Below are 19,216 nucleotides of genomic sequence, written 5' to 3'. Positions count from 1 at the left end.
ACTTTTTTTGTACTTTTGCTAAAATTTAAAAACGTTAGGTTTCATCCTATTAAGGACACGGAATAGATTACGGCAACAAAAAAATGCCTATATTTTTATGAAAAAATTATTTTTACTAGATGCTTTTGCATTAATATACCGAGCTCATTTTGCATTTATTAGCAGACCATTGATCAACTCAAAAGGTTTGAATGTTTCCGCTATTACGGGATTTACAAATACATTGTGGGATGTGCTCAAAAAAGAAAAACCAAGTCATATTGCAGTGGTCTTTGATTTGCCTGGTCCTACATTTAGACATGAAATGTATGTAGAATATAAAGCCAATCGAGAAAAGCAACCTGAAGATATTACAACAGCTATTCCTTATATCAAAAAAATTATAGAGGCTTTTAATATTCCTGTGGCATTCTGTGAAGGGTACGAGGCAGACGATGTAATTGGGACGTTGGCCAAACAGGCTGAAAAGGAGGGTTTTGAAGTGTATATGATGACGCCAGATAAGGATTATGCCCAATTGGTATCGGACAAGGTGTTTTTGTACAAACCTGCCAGAATGGGGAATGCTGTGAGTGTTTTAGGCGAAAAAGAAGTCTTGGAAAAATGGCAAATCAAACGAGTGGATCAAGTTATTGATATCTTGGGATTGCAAGGAGATGCTGTGGATAATATTCCAGGTATTAAAGGTGTTGGGGCTAAAACTGCCGTGAAACTACTCGCAGAATTTGATTCTATTGAAGGTATCTTAGCCAATACAGATAAATTAAAAGGAAAACAAAAAGAAAAAGTAGAGGCAGGGAGAGAAGATGCTTTATTGTCTAAGCAGTTGGCAACTATTGACACGAACTGTCCCATTCAATTTGATGCGGAGCGATACAAAGTAGAAGACTTTAATAGAGATGCTCTAAAAGAACTATTCGCTGAATTGGAATTTAGAACATTGATGAAGCGTATTATTGGAGCCTCTGCTTCGAGTACAGAAGGAAAACAAACGGATCTTTTTGGAAATGTAGTAGCTAAAAAATCATCTACAAAAAAAGCACCTGCGAAAGTTGGCAGTATCGCTGATAAGCATATTGCTAATGTAGAACATCAATATCACTTGGTTGAAACAGCTGAACAGCGTGCTGCATTAATTGCTTTGCTTGGAACGGAAAAAGGGTTTTGTTTTGATACAGAAACAACAGGATTGAATGTGAGTGAAGCAGAATTAGTGGGAATTGCTTTTGCGGTTAAACCTCATGAAGCGTATTATGTACCTATTCCTGAAAATCAAGAGGAAGCGAGAGGCATTATTGCTGAGTTTAAAATCCTTTTTGAAAATCCTGAAATTGATAAGATAGGACAAAATATCAAATACGATGTTTTGATGTTGAAATGGTACGGGGTAGAGGTGAAAGGAAAGTACTGGGATACAATGTTGATGCACTATGTATTGGAACCAGAAAATAGACACAACCTAACGTATTTGTCAGAAACGTACTTAAATTATTCTCCTGTAGCAATTGAGACATTGATCGGTAAAAAAGGCAAAAATCAGTTGTCTATGCGTGATGTCGCACCCGAAAAAATTAAAGAATATGCTGGAGAGGATGCTGATATTACCCTACAAATCAAATTGGAGTTGGATAAGTTGTTGGAAGGAGACTTGCTTCAGCTGTACAACGAAATAGAAGAGCCATTAATTGATGTTTTGGTTGAAATCGAGTACAATGGTGTGAATTTGGATGTCGCATTTTTAAAAGATTACTCCAAAGTATTAGATCAAGAAATTGCTGATATTAAGAAGAAAATATTTGATGCGGCGGGGCTCAATACATTTAATCTAGATTCTCCCAAACAAGTAGGAGAGGTTTTGTTTGGTAAGTTGGAAATTCCTTACCGTTGGAAGAAAACAAAAACAGGACAGTTTTCAACCAATGAGGAAAAATTGTCTGAACTAGCACAAGAACATGAAATTGTTGCTGATTTGTTGACTTATCGATCTATGGCAAAACTAAAATCTACTTATGTAGATGCGTTGCCGAAATTAGTGAGCAAGAAAACAGGACGGATACACAGTTCGTTCAATCAAGCCTTGACTGCAACGGGTCGATTGAGCTCACAAAACCCCAATTTGCAAAATATTCCAATTCGTTCTGAACGAGGAAGAGAGGTGCGAAAAGCATTTATTCCTAAAGATCAGCAACATATTTTATTGGCAGCGGATTATTCTCAAATTGAATTGCGTTTAGTTGCCGAAATTAGTGGCGATAAGGCTATGATTCAAGCTTTTCAAGATGGTTTGGACATTCATCAAGCTACTGCTGCTAGAATTTATGATGTGTCATTGGATGAGGTAACCAAAGAGCAGCGTTACAATGCCAAAACAGTTAACTTTAGTATCATTTATGGTGCAGGAGCAACGAACTTGTCTAAAAATTTAGGCATCAAACGCTCCGAGGCACAGGCTTTGATTAGTCAGTATTTTAATGAGTACGAAGGGCTGAAAAATTATATGGAAAACGTCGTGGCCCAAGCTAGAATAGACGGTTATGTAACAACGTTAAAAGGTAGACGCCGTACCTTGAGAGACTTGAATTCTCAAAATTCTATGATGCGTTCTCATGCCGAACGAAATGCTATTAATACGCCAATTCAAGGATCTGCGGCAGATATGATTAAATTGGCAATGATCAAAATTCATAAAGCAATACAAGACGCAGGTTTAAAAACTAAGATGACCTCACAAGTACACGATGAGTTGATTTTTGATGTTCCACTCAACGAGTTAGAGCAAGCCAAAGCCTTGATTGATGAGCATATGAAAAATGCATTGCCAGGATTAGAAGTACCTATTTTGGTTGGAATGGATACTGGTGCCAATTGGCTTGAAGCGCATTAATCCAATAAAAGAGAACAAAACAAAATGCTTATAAAGTTATCATAAAAATAACTTTGTAAGCATTTCTAATTCATTAAAGTGGGTCAAGAGTGTACGAGGATATACTTCTTTTTTCTTTGCCTTGATCTTGAGTAAGAAGCTATGAAGTCCTCGTTTGTCATCTGCTTCAGCCAAATTTAACAACTCAACAGTACGCAAGTCTTTAGGAATTTTTGCTTGGAATTCTAATAATAATGGATGTTCCAGATAATACCTGCTTTGTTCAAAAAAGCCATATACTAAGGCAAAAGAACCGACAGCTTCATACATCCATACGCAACTTTGGTCACTTTTTTTAAGAAATTTGCCCCCCAAGGCAATCAATTTTAGAGGATTGGTATGTTTCTTTTTAGGATATAAGCCAGTATACGCCATCATTTCATAAATATAATAGGGCATCTCTCGTTCAATAGAGGAGTTGATGGATTGAAATGTTTTTAACTCTTGAGCGTATTTTAAAACAGCATTGTACTCTTTGGCTCCCCAACAACAGAGCAGAATATTGTGAAATTCGTTGACGGTATTCCTAATGTAAACATCGGGGTGCTGGTCAATTAGTTGCTCATATTGGAGAATAGATTCATAACTTTTAGTAGAATTTCCTTTTTGATACCAGTAAACAGCACGATTAATAAGAATAGAATTAAGGCTATATACTCGATGGTTGGGAATATAACTGACGATGGGCATATGAGGATGTTGTGCAAGCAGCTTTTCCAATTGGTTCAAATGACGAGAGAGTACATTACCTGTTTTGTAAACGATATTGTATAGTTGACTACCAACAAGAAATCCAGTATAATGATAAATTAAATTAAACCTAGCATATGGTTTTAGTAGGTTTGCTTTGCGTCGCATTTTATTAATAATAGAAGAGTAATGTGTTGCGAGTTCTTCATAATTATTGGCAGTTATTGTTTGTAATCGAAATGTATTAATATAATTTTTGAACTTATGGAGAGCAGAAAGTAGATCATTGGCCTGATCTAGTTTTTCTATATAAGCAGCTATCTTTTTTATGTTTTCAGGTTGATAAAAATGCAAGGCAGAAATAATGAGATTTAGTAAATCTGGTAATAACTCAAAGAGGTTATCTTCCCAACACTTTTTTTCTAATTTTTGGGCTCTTTCTAAAAGGTAAGCATGCTCATTTTTTTGTGATAACAATTGCAAAAACTTTAACTCTATCTCTTCATCTGTCGAACTTTTTAAATTGTTTTGGCAGACTTGAAGCAAGTGCAGGTGCAAATTTCGCCTCAATTTGTAGAAACGATTCATTAAGGTTGCATCATCAATATGCCTTGTATCGTCCGAGTAAATCAGCTGTATGGCTTTTTGAGTGGAAACATAACCTAAATCATCCAAAGCTTGGATATAACGAAGCATTCTAGGTGACTTTTTGAATGTGAGTTGCAGTGCTTCTTTGTGAGCAGGGGTAAGTTCTTGGTAGAGGTGTTTTATTTCTTTGTTCATGTCGATCTTCCATTCTGTCGTATCCTTTTATGACGAGTAGGTCTATAAAATGGATGTTTATCTAATCAAGCGTAAATGAAACCTTGGAGTTTGGCAGAAGGTATGTCGCTGCCAAACAAAGTTCGCAAAAAATAAAAGTCTCCGATGATGTTACTATACAACTGGCAAGACAACTAAAATCGGGGGAATAGACCATTACGTTTTACAATAGTCCGCTAGAAAGGCACGAAACTATATTTACTTTTGAGTATAGATTACACATTTTGTTCCAAAAAATTCCTCATCAAAAAAATCACTCATTGGATATATTTCTGAGTAAGCACCTTTTCCCAATGCTTTTGCTTCTTCAGTAGCACGATCAATCCCTTTGAGTGCCCAAATTCCATTCGGTACGCCATGTTGGTGTTTGTCACTAATTATTCGACGTGTCCATGCGACCAATTTAGGTAATACTGCTACGGCACGCGTAACGACAAAGTCAAATTTTTCTTTTAGTTCTTCAGCTCTAGCTTGTTGAGTGCGTACATTTTCCAAGCCAATCGCATCTGCAACTTCTTGTGTCACACGAACCTTTTTACCAATAGAATCAACTAATAAGAAATCGACCTTTGGAAATAGGATAGCTAAAGGGATACCAGGAAAACCACCACCAGTACCCAAGTCCATCACTTTGCTACCATCTTTGAATTGAAAAACCTTGGCTAAGCCCATAGAATGTAAGACATGATGTGGGTAAATATTCTCAATATCTTTGCGAGAAATAACATTAATTTTGCTATTCCAGTCGGTATACAAATCTCCTAATTGACTCAGCTGTTCAATTTGAGTAGGGCTTAAATCAGGAAAGTACTTTAAAATAGTATCCATATATTTAGTTATATTTTTCGTAAAGTTGAGCTATTTTTTTAGCTAACTGATGGTCTTTTTCTGTAACCGTATTGCCTGCGTCATGTGTCGTCAATTCAATCTCAACTGTATCATAAACATTACTCCAGTTAGGATGGTGGGCTTGTTTTTCTGCCCAAAAGGCAACTTCTGTCATGAAAGAAAAAGCAGTAATAAAATCATTAAATTTAAAACTAGCTTTTAAGCAATTATTTTCTTCTTTAAACATCATTTTTGTTGGATAGCTTGTAAGCAAGCAACTGCCAAAGCACGTTCGTTGGGCGCTGTTGCTATGGTGAAAGTCGTAATTCCAATTGCCTTTAGTGCTTTGGCTGTAACACGACCAATACTAATTATTTTTTGCGAAGTATGATAAGTGTATTGGTCAAAATAAGCTTTTACATTTAAAGGACTTGTAAAAACCAATACATCAACAGGAGGGAGTTTGAAGTCAATTTTTACCTCGTTTTGATACGTTATCATATTATAACAAATAACATTTTTATCCAACAATTGTTGTACAGACTGGTTAGAATGTAATGCTTGTGCAAATACAACCTTCTTGCCCTGTACTAATTTTGAAAAAGCTAGAGCCGTTTCTTCTGGATGTCCTGTTCCTACAAACTGGGCTTGAATTTGATATTTGGAGTACAGGAAATCAGCAGAAGCTTGTCCAATCACACCAATAGGTGGGAGTGACGCTTTCTCCTCTAGCTGAGATAAACAATAATGAATCCCTTTTTTACTATAAAAAAACAACCAATCACAAGTAGGTAACTTATCAAAATGTACCGCTTTAAATTCGATGAGAGAGCTTCCAATAATTGTTGCCTTGGGAGCAACGTATTGGGCGAAAACACTGTCTTGCTCTAAATCTCTAGAGATAAAAATGGTTGGTTGTTCGGTCGGTTGCATTATAAGTTTACTCCTTGCTTCAATTGCTCAAAAATAGTTTCCGCCAAATTATTAGTTGTACTAGAAGAAAGATTGACAACATTTAGTTCTTGATCCAAACCTCCAGAAAGAATCGCAGAAACATGATAGTAGCCCATATCATCTGTTTCACAATATACGCCCAGTGGTAAGTGGCAACCTCCATCTAATAATTTTAAAACTTTGCGTTCTACATTGGTACATTGCAACACGTCAGAACGATGAATTTTACGCAAAATTCTACGTACCTCCATGTTGTCTGTTTTCGTTTGCCATGTTAAGACCCCTTGTGCTGGAGCTGGGACAAATTCTTTAGGGTTTAAGCGAATGGTTTCAAAGGCACTCATATCCAGCTGCAAACGTTTGATGCCAGCCATTGCTAATAGAATAGCGTCAAATTGACCTTCTTTTAGTTTTTGTAAGCGGGTAGGAACATTGCCTCGAATATCGTTGAGTACAACATCGGGGCGAATGGATTTGATCAACGCTTTGCGTCGGGCAGAAGAAGTACCAACTATGGGATTGTCTGGCAATTGAAGTATTTTACCTTGTGTAGCTGCGTCTTTGCGAATGACCAAACAGTCTGCGGGGTCTTCTCTGTAAGAGATTGCCGCCAAAGAAAGTCCTTCTGGTTGTGTTGTAGGCATATCTTTCATAGAATGTACTGCCAAATCAATTGTTCCTGCTAACAGTTCATCTTCAATCTCCTTTGTGAAAAAGCCCTTGCCTTCAATTTTATCAAAGCTCAGGTGTTGAATTTTATCTCCTTTGGTTTTAATAATTTTCAACTCTGATTCAACGCCAATTTCTTTTAAACGGTCTTGAGTATAGTATGCTTGCCAAAGAGCGAGTTTGCTCCCTCTAGTTCCTATGATTAGTTTATTCATTGTATAAAATCTGTCAAGTTGTAAAAAAGCAGTTGCTAAATTTACAATTGCTATTGTATAATGGATGTTTCCACTACAAATTTATCTTTATTTCACGACTTCAAAGGAAAATTGATAGCTAAAAGTTTTTTTTCTTTATTTAATGGAAATTTGATGACATTTTGAGGGTTAAGGGATGACTTCAAAAGCAAAGTTTCGGTTCCAAGTTTCTTTTTCATTAGTTAATGGATTGGTCAAAATAAAATGAACAGAATACCGATGCCAACCTACTTTAGAGGTTGGGATGTTATAATAGACGCTTCCATCAATAGCGGGAATTGTATCATTGTCAATAACGACTTGCATAGACGCTTTAGAAGCATAGGTGACCAGACTAATCTGAGCTTCATAGTGCTCTCCTAAGCGAGGATTAGGAGAGGTGCTTTGAGCAACAAGCTCAAACTTATCGTAGACAAGAGCCCCATAAGTCGTCTGTTGTTTTAAAAAACGGACTATTGTATATTCAAAAATTTTAATACTATTTTGAATAGTAGTTAATGTTAAAAGAGCAGCAGCCATAGGTTGATTTTTGAAGCAAAATGTGTCCCAATTCTGAGCTTCTTGAGCACCATAAAAATGCAAATCTTGTGTCAAATAATGAACCATACTATCCTTTTGACGGGCTTGAGTGAACACAGTATTAGGGAGACCTCCCCGTTCCCAACAGGACTCTAGTAAGTCAAGGTAAGAGTGCTGAACATGTTGAATGGTTGAATCTAAAATGGTCGCCTGTGGTAATTGTGATGTTCCATTAAACAGGTTGCTGAAAAATAGTGCTTCTACAATAGCTTTGTCTTTAGCAAGTTGTAGTTGAGACATGGATATTTGTTGAGAGACAGATACTTTATCTTTTAAAAATAGATGGTTTGTTGGACCAAGTAAAGAGTCTTTCAGTTGTTCAATGTATGTATCCAATGTTTTTCCTATTTCTAAAAATGCTTTAGCTTTGTCCTCCAAGGGTTTTAATTCCAAATTTTCTCTAGCCATTTCAGCAATGTCCCACACTAATCGACGACTAGATTGCTCTAACAATGCATTGCTTTCTTCCATGCTCTGAGTAGAATCTAAATATTCGATAATTGTGTGATTGTCAAAAGAGGGTTGACAACCCGTTGTGAGCAAGCCTATTATAATTATTAAACTAAATGATAATGTTTTCATGATGGATATTAGTGATTGGCATTAAAATAAAAGCTCTTTTCCAGACTATCAATCGTATTGGTGTAAGGATTTGAGAACGTCAAATTAACTTGATAACTATGCCCTCCAACATGAGTAACAGGGGTAGAATAGAGTACTTTGTTATTATCAATAGTTGTATGTTTTCCATTTATACGGGCAGATTTTATATCAACATTGGTAGGTATTCCACACAAAATCTTAGCATGATAGGTTTCGCCCAAACGGACACTTTGTTTAGCTGCTGAGATACAGCCAGGCAAGAAGGTGTAGTGATGCATATATGATATTTGAGCAGAAAAGAAGTTTGTAATATAATGTGCTTGAAGATAAATGTCGTTTTGAATGAGACTTAGCAGTGATAAAGCTACTGCCAATGATTTGCCTTGAAGTTGTTGATCTAATTGATCGGGGATTGTTCTAACTTTATAAAGAAATGGACTATTTAATACTTTTTTTATGGATTGGATAGAAGCCTCTTTTTTGGTAATGTCTGCAAAAATGGTCCCTTTAATACCTCCATTTTCCCAAGAGTCGTTGAGCAAGTTTATACAGAACTGATAGAAGAATTGAATCTTACGAGTTATGATTTGAGTTGGAGCAACTTGCTGCTTATCGGTGAGCAGCATTTGCTGAACAATTTCTGTTGCTTGGGCATTTTTAGGAATTTTAGTTAACATCATAGGTAAGGGGGCGTCTGAGTTGGAATAACCTCCAGAAGAATTAATGAGGTCTATTTTTAGATGGTCGATGTATTCTGAAAGACTGTCTGCTAATTGGCGAATTTCATAACATTTTGAATACAAAGGGCGACATTGTGTTTTATATTCAGTGATTTCTTGCAATGATTTTAACATGGAGGAGGTATTGTCTTGTATTATTAGCGTATTTTTTTGCCGATGCTTGTTTTGAAGCAACGTTTGTAGAATCATTGTATCGGAGGAACTTGTTTGGCAACTCATTGTACAACAGGCAAGAGTTATAAGAATATAAATCAAGGTGCTTTTCATAGAAATGGAATTAAGGGATGACTTCAAAAGAAAGTTTTTTGTTAATGCTTGTACGTTCGCCTGTTATAGGATTGGTAATAAGAATAGTTGCTGCATGTTCTTGTTTACCAGTTTTTTGAGGGCGTATACGGCAAGTTGCTTTGCCATTAATAGCAGCAATGGTATCTCCTTTTATAACAACATCAAAAGTAGCGTTAGCTGAATAAGTTGCTAGGGAGATGGTTGCTTCATAATCTTTTCCAACTTGTACATGAGGAGTCGTGCTATGAGATATTATTTCGACTTGATTGTAAGAATCATTGTTTATAGAATAAAGATAATTCGTAAAGAGGTTTATGATGGTGTATTGCGCTATTTCAATCGTATTTTGTATGCTTATTAGATCGTTTAAGATAGCAATCAACGGTTTGTTTTGAAAATTTACTTCTGCCCAAACTTTTGATGAATTTTTCTGATTGGAATAAATTAGAGAAGTTTTGAGAGCTATATTATTTTTAAATTGTCGCAAACAATTCCTTGTCTCCTTTTCAAATGTAGGAGTGTTGAACGTTGAATTTTGTAAGAGAGAATCTAGCCAATTAGTGTTGTATAAGACAAATGCTTGTATTTTTTGATCTAATAATTCTGCAAGAGGTAAGTTCATCTTATCATCATACTTTTCCATAAGTAATATTTTCTCAATAGAACGAGTCGTTTTTGCTCCTTTTGGGATTCCTTCCCAAGAAGAATCTTCTTGAATTGCCAGCGCTTCTTCTTTATTATAAACACCACCTGTTTCGGATATTAATTTCGCTTTAATGGAACGAATGAACTGATCCAATGTTTCTTTTTGTCGATGAGCTGATTTTACTTTTTCAACGAACGGTATGTATTGCGTTGCTACGTGGGCAATTTCTTCCATATTTATCAAAGAATGAGTCGTCTCATAGCTAAGTAGTTGGTTACTATAATGCAAGCTTTGATTAAGTTGGTGGTAATGGAGAACAAAGGCGTCTGAATTGTTGTTTTGACAACTACTCAAGCAACAAATAATAATTATCAAGTATTGTAAACAGAAAGATTTCATTGTTGTGAATTAGGGAGTTGTTTCAAAATAAAAGGCTTGTGTTTGGGTAATGGTTTGGGTTGAATTAGGATGGGTAAAGGTTAGAGTAACATGATAAGCTGCTTCTCCTACTTTGGCAGCTTTAGTTTGGTAGATACAGGAGTTATTTGTAATTGAAAGGTTATCTTGATTAATTTGAGCAGCTAGTAATTGAGGAGAATGGAACGTTTTTAGGGTTATTGCTGCCTTGTAGGTTTCACCTAGTCGTATACAAGGTTTAGGACTAGTGACTAAGATAGAATAAGGGGAACCACCACAAATTCTTACGTATTTTGTTTGATGCGCTAAGAAGTGAATAAATGCATATTCATTTTGCTTTATTTGATGTTGAAGGTGACTCAACTGAAGAAGAGCATTTTGTTGAGATTGTTGATTGTGTACTAGATTTTTTCTCAATTCATGTAGAGGAACTAATTGACGCTTTATTTGTTGAAGTGCTGTTATTCTTTGGCTAGAATCTCCAATAGTTCCTTTAATGTCTTCATTATCCCAAACTGCACTTATAAGTAGAAGGTACTTCTCTTGCAAAGAATCTGCTTCGGATTGAAAAAGATTCAATTGAGATACATATGAAGATGGCTTTTCAGTAGGAAAATTGGATAATTGTTGATAATACAATTCAATACGGTCATAAAGGTTGATTGTAATATATTGTATCTTTTTTATTCTGTTTTTGATAGCTTCATTGGTGACATTATCTACTTGATTTTGAATTAATAATTGAAATGTTTTTAAATTATTTCGTTGAGTATTAATTAACGATTGGCTATCATTTATAGATATAGCATGCTGGCAGCTGTTTAACCCCAAAATAAGACATCCCAAAAGCAAAATATTATACATAAATAAGCAAAAATAAGATCAAAAAAAATCGTAAAACATAATACAATTTATGCTTTACGATCTCATAATGAAAAATTCTAAAAAGAATACAAGATGCTATATATATTATTTGATAGCGAATGCTAGACCACTGATTCGACGAGTACTTTTGTCTCCAGAACAACGGACATGTACGTCTGTAAAAGCATACTGATCACCAGGTTTGGCTTGTTGAATCGCACTTTTAATTTGTCCAGATAAATGCCCTCCTTTTCCATTTAGTTCTACGGCATCTTGTCGTTTTCTAGTATACGTTAACCTAAAAGATTGAATGGTACATTGAGCATCGTAGTCAAAGTCTTCTAGGACAGCCATTAATTTAGTTTGTGCTTTGAAATCCTTTGAAGAAATCGTCCCATCGGTATAAGTACCATATTTAAGCACAGGATTGGGGATTTTTTTAGCGATAAACTTAAATGGAAATGCACGTCCTTTTTGTATATCCTTTACTGTGATGATAACCTCTCCAGGTTTTTGAACCTGAGCGATGTATCCTGTAGTAGTGCTTGATTTTTTTAAGAAAGCGCCAACAGCAGATATTTTTAGAGCTGAAGAAGCAACACCAGCTGCTGCAATCGTAATAGGATTGTCAACGCCAATGTATAGTATATTTTGCTTGTCGGCAGAGGCAGTAAATGCAGGTTGACCGACTTCATATTTGAATGTTTTGTTGAAGGTTTCTGTTTCTCCTGTCAATGGATTTTGAACAGCTATTTTGGCAGTATACTTGTGTTCCCCAACCTTAGATGTAGGAGTAGAATAGATTGCTTTTCCATCTATGACAGAAAGACCACGTCCATCAACAGAAACCGCAAAATTGGCTTGAGAAGAATAGGCGCCTAGCATTATTTCACTCTCATAAGTTTCGCCTAACAAAACATAAGACTTCGAAGACTGTGTAAAGACATCAAACCGATCGTAAGTAAGTTCTAATTTACCCATTTGCTCAGACAACGGTTTTAATACTGCTGCTGCCGATAAGTTAACCTGACTTTGCAATGAGGTTAGACTAAGATAAGCCTCTTGGAGCGTTTTGTTTTGAAAATTATCTTCCACCCAATTGGATGTGCCAAGGCTTTTATGAAAAGTATTTAATAAAATAGCTTCACTGATACGTTTGACAAAGGCTTCTTTTTTGTAGGAATCAGCAAATATAGTTGCCCGAATACCACCGTCTTTCCAGAGATTACCAACAACATGTAGATAGTCTTTTATTAATTGATTTAACTTGTTGTAGAGAACAGGACCTTGTTGTTCCTGAGTGTTCACGCCGCCGTATTTTCCTGTGATAAAAACTTGCTCAACAACTTCTTTGTTCTCACCATCTTTTGGCATTCCAATAAGGTCAGAATTTGCTTTGGCTTCACTATCAAATTGTGTATAAACTCCTTTTGATTCTTGCGCCATCAAATCCTTTAAAGCATAGATATATTGATGAAATTCGGTGGTTAAGCTTTGTATTTGAAAAGCAGTAGAAACCAGTGGTTGATATTGCTGTTTATGTACTACCGTTGCATCCATTGAACTGACCAATTGTTGATTAGACGATTCGATATAAGTATTAATTGCTTTTAAATTACGCATCGAACTTATAAAATCATTATAGGAGGTAGTCGAAGATAAAGGAGTGGTCTCTTCCTTTTTAGTAAGTACTTTTTCATCATCGGGAGAAGGGGAGTTTATTGGGTTTTGGGGTTGCTCACAGGAGCTGAAAATACTAGCAAGGCTAAGTACAAAAAAGGTCAGGTAAGTTAGTGTTAGTTTCATGTCAATTGTTTTAAGGTTTTATGTTCAATAGTAGCAGCGTAGCTAACTACTAATGTTGTAGTTTCAACGAAGTGATGATATTGCGCCTAGGCTGAATGCATCAACTAAGTTCAATACCAAACAGAAACTTCTTCTAGTGGCTTGCGTTGAATATCTGGAACAACCGCTTCTTCTGACGGATAGCCGACAGGCAACAACAAAATAGCTCGTTCATTTTTAGGACGTTCTAAGATTTGTTCTAGAAAATTCATTGGGCTAGGTGTGTGCGTTAAGGAACACAAACCCGCTTGATGAATGGCTGCAATCAAAAAACCTGCGGCTAATCCAACCGATTCATTTACATAATAATTCTTGCGTTTGCCTTCTGGATGAATGTCATAAGCTTTCTTAAAGACCGCAATTAAATAAGGAGCATCTTCCAAGAATGGTTTGTGTTCATCCGTGCCAAGGGGTTCTAAATCTCTAATCCATTCTTCAGACATTCTTCCATGATAATTTTCTTGCTCTTCTTTTTCTGCGGCAATTCGAATTTTGCGCTTCATGTCAGGAGAACTAATAATTGCAAATGTCCAAGGTTGTTTGTGTGCACCAGAAGGAGCCGTCGAAGCTGTCTTGATGATATTTTCAATCACCTCTTTGGGAACAGGGCGACTAGAAAAATGTCGCACGGTACGACGAGTATCCATCTCTTCATAAAAAGTTTTAGAGTTTTCTAGCAGTTGCTCGTCAGAAAGGACGGGGCGAGAATGAGGGATAAATGGATACTTGCTCATTGGTGGTGTTTTTTATAGTTACAAGAATATTTTTAGCTTTTGATACAACAATAGTTCGTTGAAAAACTAATATAAATGTGCTTTTTTATCTTTTTGGTAAAAAAGTAAACAACTAAGCGATAGCGATCTCACGACCGCAGGGAGCTAATCAACGAACTACTAATACAACAAAACTCCGTTAATTTTTCAACGGAGTACTACTTAATATAACATTATAAAATAATAGCATCAACCATCAACTCCTCTTCTCGATGAGTCAGTTGGTTCAATTGTACTGGAACTAATTGATTGATAAGTTTTTCATCATAATCAACAGCAACCTTAATATAGTTTTGAGTAAAGCCTGTCATTTTGCCCTCTACATTTTTACCCTCTAACAAAGCGACTTGCTGAGTGCCAATATATTGCTCATAAAAATGACGACGTTTCTTTTCAGATAAAATGCGCAACATTTCGTTTCGTTCTCTTCGAATGTGGACGGGGACAACGTCATCCATTTCGGCAGCAGGGGTGTTAGCCCGTTCAGAATAGGTGAAAACGTGTAAATAAGAAATGTCTAGTTCTTGAATAAATTGATAGGTCTCTTTAAAATCTTCATCGGTTTCGCCAGGAAAACCCACAATGACATCAACACCAATACAACAATGCGGCATATGCTGACGAATAGAAGCTACTCGGTCGGCATATAATTCTCGTTTGTAACGGCGGCGCATGGCTCTCAATTGTTTGTTATTACCTGATTGCAACGGAATGTGAAAATGAGGTACAAAGCGGTTGGAGTTGGCTACAAATTCAATGATTTCATTCGTCAATAGATTGGGCTCAATTGAAGAAATTCTAAAACGCTCAATCCCTTCAACCAAATCTAAATCCTTGATTAAATCAATAAAAAGTGCCTCTTTTTTAGGCTTTAGCCCCTCAATAACTTCCGTACCATTGCCAAAATCTCCAATATTAACCCCTGTTAGTACAATTTCTTTAATACCCATAGCTGCAATTTCTTGTGCATTTTGGACAATACTTTCAATGGTATTGCTTCGACTAGCACCTCTAGCTTGAGGAATCGTACAAAAAGAACATTTATAATTGCAACCATCTTGTACTTTCAAGAAAGAGCGGGTGCGATCGCCAAACGAAAAAGCATTGACAAACTCATTAGCTTCTTTGACGTCGCCTGCCTTTACCATTCCCTTGGAAGGGGCTTTGCTCAAGTCATCTACATAATCTAGAATTCTAAACTTTTGAGCAGCACCCAAGACTAGATCAACGCCTGGTATTTCTGCAATTTCATCTGGTTTTAATTGGGCATAACATCCAACCACTACTACAAAGGCATTAGGGGAATGGCGTAGTGCTTTTCGAACAGTTTTTCGACATTTTCGATCTGCAAAATCTGTTACGGAGCAAGTATTAATTACATAAATATCAGCAGCTTCTTTAAATGCTACTTCATTATATCCTGCTTCTTCAAATAAACGTCCAATACTGGAAGTTTCAGAATAATTTAATTTGCAGCCCAAGGTGTGAAAAGCTACGGTTTTTGGTGTTGCCACAACAATTTATTTTTTATGAAAACAAAACACAAAAATATGCTTTTTTGTAGAACTCTCCTAATTTGTAATTACAGTATTGTTAGTAGATGGTCATATTAGAAGTGATCTGTCCTCGCTAATAAATAATAATCTATCAAAACTAGTGCTGCCATACTCTCTACAATCGGGACTGCTCTTGGTACCACACATGGATCGTGTCGACCTTTGCCCGTTACAGTAACCGAATTGCCATTAACATCAACAGAAGGTTGAGGGCGCATGATAGTTGCAACAGGTTTGAAAGCAGTTCTAAAATAAATATCCATACCATTAGAAATACCACCCTGAATCCCGCCAGAGTAATTACTAGTGGTTTTAATTATACCATTATCATTGATAAAAATATCATTGTGTTCCGAACCTCTCATACAAACCCCGTCAAATCCAGAACCATATTGAAAGCCTTTGCAAGCATTGATACTTAACATAGCTTTGCCTAGTTCAGCATGCAAACGGTCAAAAATAGGTTCACCCAATCCGACTGGGCAACCTTGGATGACGCAACTAACGACACCGCCTGTTGTATCGCCTTCTTTTTTTATTTGCTTAATGTACGCCTCCATTTCTTTTGCTCTTGAAATATCTGGGCAACGTACAGGGGTTGCTTCAATTAGCGAAAAATCCAATTCTTCTTTAGGTTGCTGTATTTCCAAAGGACCAACTTGGCTGACATAAGCGGTAATGACGATACCTTTTTGTTCCAAAATTTGTTGAGCGATGGCCCCTGCTGCTACTCTTGCTGCGGTCTCACGAGCAGAGGCACGACCACCACCACGGTAATCTCTATTGACGTATTTTTGTCGATAAGTAAAGTCGGCATGAGAGGGACGAAGTTTATCTTTGATATGATCGTAATCCTTTGATTTATGATTAGTATTGGCAATGAATAGTGTTAAGGGGGTGCCCGTTGTTTTGCCTTCAAATACGCCCGATAGAATTTCAAATTCGTCTGCCTCTTTGCGTTGTGTGACGATTTTGGATTGTCCTGGTTTGCGGCGATTGAGCTGGTGTTGAATATAAGCTAAATTTAATTCTATTCCTGCTGGACAGCCATCAATAACAACTCCAATACCTGTTCCATGTGATTCTCCAAAGGTGGTGATTTTAAATATTTTTCCAAATGTGTTGCCTGCCATGATTTTTATAGATTATTATAATACGCTAAGGATTCTAAAATAAGTGCCTCAGAAGCATGTATGTTGATTTTGAATGCACCAATCTTATTCAATAAAGTGAAACAGATTTGTTGGTGTTCGTTTTTTTTATCTTGTTGAATGAGGGTGATAATATTGGTGGAATGAATTTTATGGAGGTCAAATTTAGCGTATAATGATTTTAAATATTGCCCAATCAAATCCAATTCATGTTGGGGCAAACCAAGTAGTTTGTAGCTCAAATAGCATTCTGCAATCATACCAATTGCAACGGCTTCTCCATGTAGTAAAGGTGCATCTGTTTCCCAGCTCAAACTTTCGATGGCATGCCCAATGGTGTGCCCAAAGTTAAGGCTTTTGCGAATGTTTTCCTCGAAAGGGTCTTGTTCAACAATGGATTTCTTAATATACAAAGAATCTTTTACCAACGATTCCCAATCAGAATGCTCTATGCAATCCATTTGATTGAGTTGTAGAAATGCCTCTTTATTCTGAATCAAAGTATGTTTGACAACTTCTGCATAACCACTATACAGTTCGTTTTTGGGTAATGTTTTAAAAAAATCGGTATACAAATAGACGGCTTGGGGATTGTTAAATAAACCAATACTATTTTTGACCAATTCAAAATCAACCCCTAACTTACCACCAATAGACGCATCTACTTGCGCTAACAATGTGGTTGGAATTTGTATAAAATCAATTCCACGCTTGAAAGTACTGGCGCAAAAGCCTCCCATGTCGCCAATAACACCCCCTCCTAAGTTCAAAAGAACAGACTTTCGATCTGCTTTTTGTTGCATCAGAGCTTTCCAAATGAATTGGCAGGTTTCTATATTTTTGTGAATTTCTCCAGCTTGTATGGTAATAATATGCAATTCTATCCCTTCTAGAGCATTCTGAAGAATGGGCAAACAGTGTCGGTTGGTATTGCTGTCTACTAAGACAAAAATTTTAGAGTAAGCATTTGTTGTTAGTTGTTCTCTTAGGAGCGCAAAATTTTTATCTTGAAAATGAATAGAATAATCCTGTAGTTGTATCATACGGTGTTTTTATTTCTCATAAAACCAATTCTTAGCGAGCAAGAAAGCAGAATTAGCTTAAATTATATTTTGTATTGGGTTTTGAAGCAAGATTAACTCAAAAGGTTGGGAAAATGTGGAATAATAATTTTGAGTGCTTACTTAATTTTAAACAACGTCATTGTTACCAAATAACGAATCCGATTACACTAGCATTTCATTAGATAGTGCAATCGGATTACTTTAGTTATTTATAGTGACGAGCAAATCTTCAAAATTAAATGCTTGACCATCTTCAACAACTAAATTGGACTCAACTGCTTGTTTGATTCGTTCTTTTAGTTGAGGCAAACTGTTGTATAGTTGTTGGTAAGATTCTGTAATGAAGTACTGTGCTTGAAACTTATCTTTAATGTAAGGAGTACCTAATATTTTGTCCAAATCAAAAGCAAAATGCTCGGGTTGATCGCTTAGGGAGTAAACGGATTCACCAGGAGAGGATAAAATACCTGCACCATAGATCTTAATCGTTTCCTCTTCCTTTATCAGTCCAAACTCAATCGTATACCAATAAATTCTCGCCATTAATTCAACCGCAGTGGGAGATTCGATAAACTCTAGAGCTATTTGACTTAATCCGTTTAGAAATCCAGCAAAGTAGGGTTCACTCAATAGCGGAACATGACCAAAAACATCGTGAAACATATCTGGTTCTTCAATGTATTTTAGTTGTGCCAGACTCCGCATCCAAGTTGTAGCAGGAAATTGTTTTTGTGCTAATAATTCAAAGAAAGGCTTGTTGTCAATAATTCCAGGAACAGCATAAACTTGCCAGCCTGTCAATGTCTTTAAGGCTTTATTTACTATCGTGAAACGCGGGATTTTGTCCTCTTCAAATTGAACTGTTTCGATGCCCTTAAGATAGGTTTTTGTAGCTCTAGATGTTAAAATATCCATTTGTTCTTGGTACATCAATGCCCATACTTGGTGGTGCTCGGCAGTGTATTTATCATACTCTTGTCTCATGCTGTTTTGATTGTAATCTTTGAGTAATTATTAAATATCTTTTTACTCAAAAGTGAAGAAATATGGTTTGTTTAAACAAAAAAAATCCTAGCCCAAAAGTGGACTAGGATTTTAAATTCTATATCGTTATCGTAGAAGTTACAAGCAACGGCATAAGACATCCTGTCCACTAAGTATAAAATACCAGTAGTAGTAAGATGTGTTAAAATATTTAGTTGCTGTACTCATTATTTGTTTTGTTCTTCAACGGAGTAATGCAACGAATATAGGATAGCTATATTAAAAAAGCAAGTTTTCATCGCATTATTATCAAAAGAGGAACAAAGTACTTGGCGATATTAAAATTTATACTAGTACGTATTAAACCTTTTCATTTCTTTCAACTCTAAGGAGGCAACAGGGTAATTTAAACACATTATTGTTTGATAATACTCCGTTGATTATTGTTCGCTTTGTTACTCCCTTCGGTCGTGAGCTCGCTATGCTCGGTTCGCTCATGAGAGCGCAAGACTAGTTCCCTCTGGTCATGAACTTGGGCTTTTGTGCTAGTAGCACAAACCTACTTG

Annotated in this window: 16 protein-coding genes; 1 reads left to right on the top strand and 15 read right to left on the bottom strand. The window is 36.3% G+C overall.

The window, feature by feature from the left end; all coding sequences use genetic code 11:
- Nucleotides 1-97 precede the first annotated feature (97 nt).
- Nucleotides 98-2,884, top strand: a complete 2,787-nt coding sequence (gene polA, locus CG11_RS07835) for a DNA polymerase I (protein WP_052594826.1) — start codon at nt 98-100, stop codon at nt 2,882-2,884.
- Between the two features lie 39 nt (nt 2,885-2,923).
- On the opposite strand, the gene CG11_RS07830 is transcribed toward polA, so the two are convergent.
- From CG11_RS07830 to phhA, 15 genes are all read right to left on the bottom strand, one after another.
- On the bottom strand, nt 2,924-4,396 hold the full coding sequence (locus CG11_RS07830; RefSeq protein ID WP_052594825.1) for a hypothetical protein: 1,473 nt from the start codon (nt 4,394-4,396) through the stop codon (nt 2,924-2,926).
- 237 nt (nt 4,397-4,633) lie between these two features.
- Complete coding sequence (rsmG, locus tag CG11_RS07825) at nt 4,634-5,263, bottom strand: 16S rRNA (guanine(527)-N(7))-methyltransferase RsmG (protein ID WP_052594823.1); 630 nt, start codon at nt 5,261-5,263, stop codon at nt 4,634-4,636.
- Between the two features lie 4 nt (nt 5,264-5,267).
- A complete protein-coding gene (locus CG11_RS07820; RefSeq protein WP_052595041.1) occupies nt 5,268-5,510 on the bottom strand; it encodes a 4a-hydroxytetrahydrobiopterin dehydratase in 243 nt (80 codons plus the stop codon).
- Complete coding sequence (locus CG11_RS07815) at nt 5,510-6,196, bottom strand: uroporphyrinogen-III synthase (protein WP_052594821.1); 687 nt, start codon at nt 6,194-6,196, stop codon at nt 5,510-5,512. Before CG11_RS07815 ends, CG11_RS07820 begins: the two co-directional genes overlap by 1 nt.
- A complete protein-coding gene (gene hemC, locus CG11_RS07810; RefSeq protein WP_052594819.1) occupies nt 6,196-7,101 on the bottom strand; it encodes a hydroxymethylbilane synthase in 906 nt (301 codons plus the stop codon). Before hemC ends, CG11_RS07815 begins: the two co-directional genes overlap by 1 nt.
- A 168-nt stretch (nt 7,102-7,269) precedes the next feature.
- Nucleotides 7,270-8,301: a hypothetical protein gene (locus CG11_RS07805; RefSeq protein WP_052594817.1), complete on the bottom strand. Its 1,032-nt coding sequence runs from the start codon at nt 8,299-8,301 to the stop codon at nt 7,270-7,272.
- Between the two features lie 8 nt (nt 8,302-8,309).
- Entirely contained in the window at nt 8,310-9,356 is a 1,047-nt protein-coding gene (locus CG11_RS07800; protein WP_156039693.1) for a hypothetical protein, read from the bottom strand.
- The gene (locus CG11_RS07795) at nt 9,340-10,395 is read right to left on the bottom strand and encodes a hypothetical protein (protein WP_052594814.1); all 1,056 of its coding nucleotides are present in this window, start codon (nt 10,393-10,395) and stop codon (nt 9,340-9,342) included. Before CG11_RS07795 ends, CG11_RS07800 begins: the two co-directional genes overlap by 17 nt.
- Nucleotides 10,396-10,404: 9 nt before the next feature.
- Nucleotides 10,405-11,259 (bottom strand): hypothetical protein, encoded by an 855-nt coding sequence (locus CG11_RS07790; RefSeq protein ID WP_156039692.1) that lies wholly within the window; start codon nt 11,257-11,259, stop codon nt 10,405-10,407.
- A 123-nt stretch (nt 11,260-11,382) separates the two neighbouring features.
- Nucleotides 11,383-13,083, bottom strand: coding sequence for a GldM family protein (locus CG11_RS07785; protein WP_052594812.1), 1,701 nt, complete (start codon nt 13,081-13,083; stop codon nt 11,383-11,385).
- A 110-nt stretch (nt 13,084-13,193) separates the two neighbouring features.
- Entirely contained in the window at nt 13,194-13,856 is a 663-nt protein-coding gene (locus CG11_RS07780; RefSeq protein WP_052594807.1) for a nitroreductase family protein, read from the bottom strand.
- Nucleotides 13,857-14,068: 212 nt separating this feature from the next.
- Nucleotides 14,069-15,409 carry a tRNA (N(6)-L-threonylcarbamoyladenosine(37)-C(2))-methylthiotransferase MtaB gene (mtaB, locus tag CG11_RS07775; protein ID WP_052594805.1) on the bottom strand — a complete coding sequence of 447 codons (1,341 nt, stop codon included), beginning with the start codon at nt 15,407-15,409 and terminating at the stop codon, nt 14,069-14,071.
- 95 nt (nt 15,410-15,504) lie between these two features.
- Nucleotides 15,505-16,584 (bottom strand): chorismate synthase, encoded by a 1,080-nt coding sequence (gene aroC / locus CG11_RS07770; RefSeq protein WP_052594804.1) that lies wholly within the window; start codon nt 16,582-16,584, stop codon nt 15,505-15,507.
- 5 nt (nt 16,585-16,589) lie between these two features.
- A complete protein-coding gene (gene aroB, locus CG11_RS07765; protein ID WP_052594801.1) occupies nt 16,590-17,645 on the bottom strand; it encodes a 3-dehydroquinate synthase in 1,056 nt (351 codons plus the stop codon).
- A 222-nt stretch (nt 17,646-17,867) separates the two neighbouring features.
- Complete coding sequence (gene phhA, locus CG11_RS07760; RefSeq protein ID WP_052594799.1) at nt 17,868-18,650, bottom strand: phenylalanine 4-monooxygenase; 783 nt, start codon at nt 18,648-18,650, stop codon at nt 17,868-17,870.
- Nucleotides 18,651-19,216: the final 566 nt, after the last annotated feature.

The sequence above is a fragment of the Aureispira sp. CCB-QB1 genome (assembly GCF_000724545.1).
Lineage (GTDB): Bacteria > Bacteroidota > Bacteroidia > Chitinophagales > Saprospiraceae > Aureispira.
Note: the sequence above shows the minus strand (reverse complement) of the source record. Positions and strands in the feature narration are given on the sequence as shown.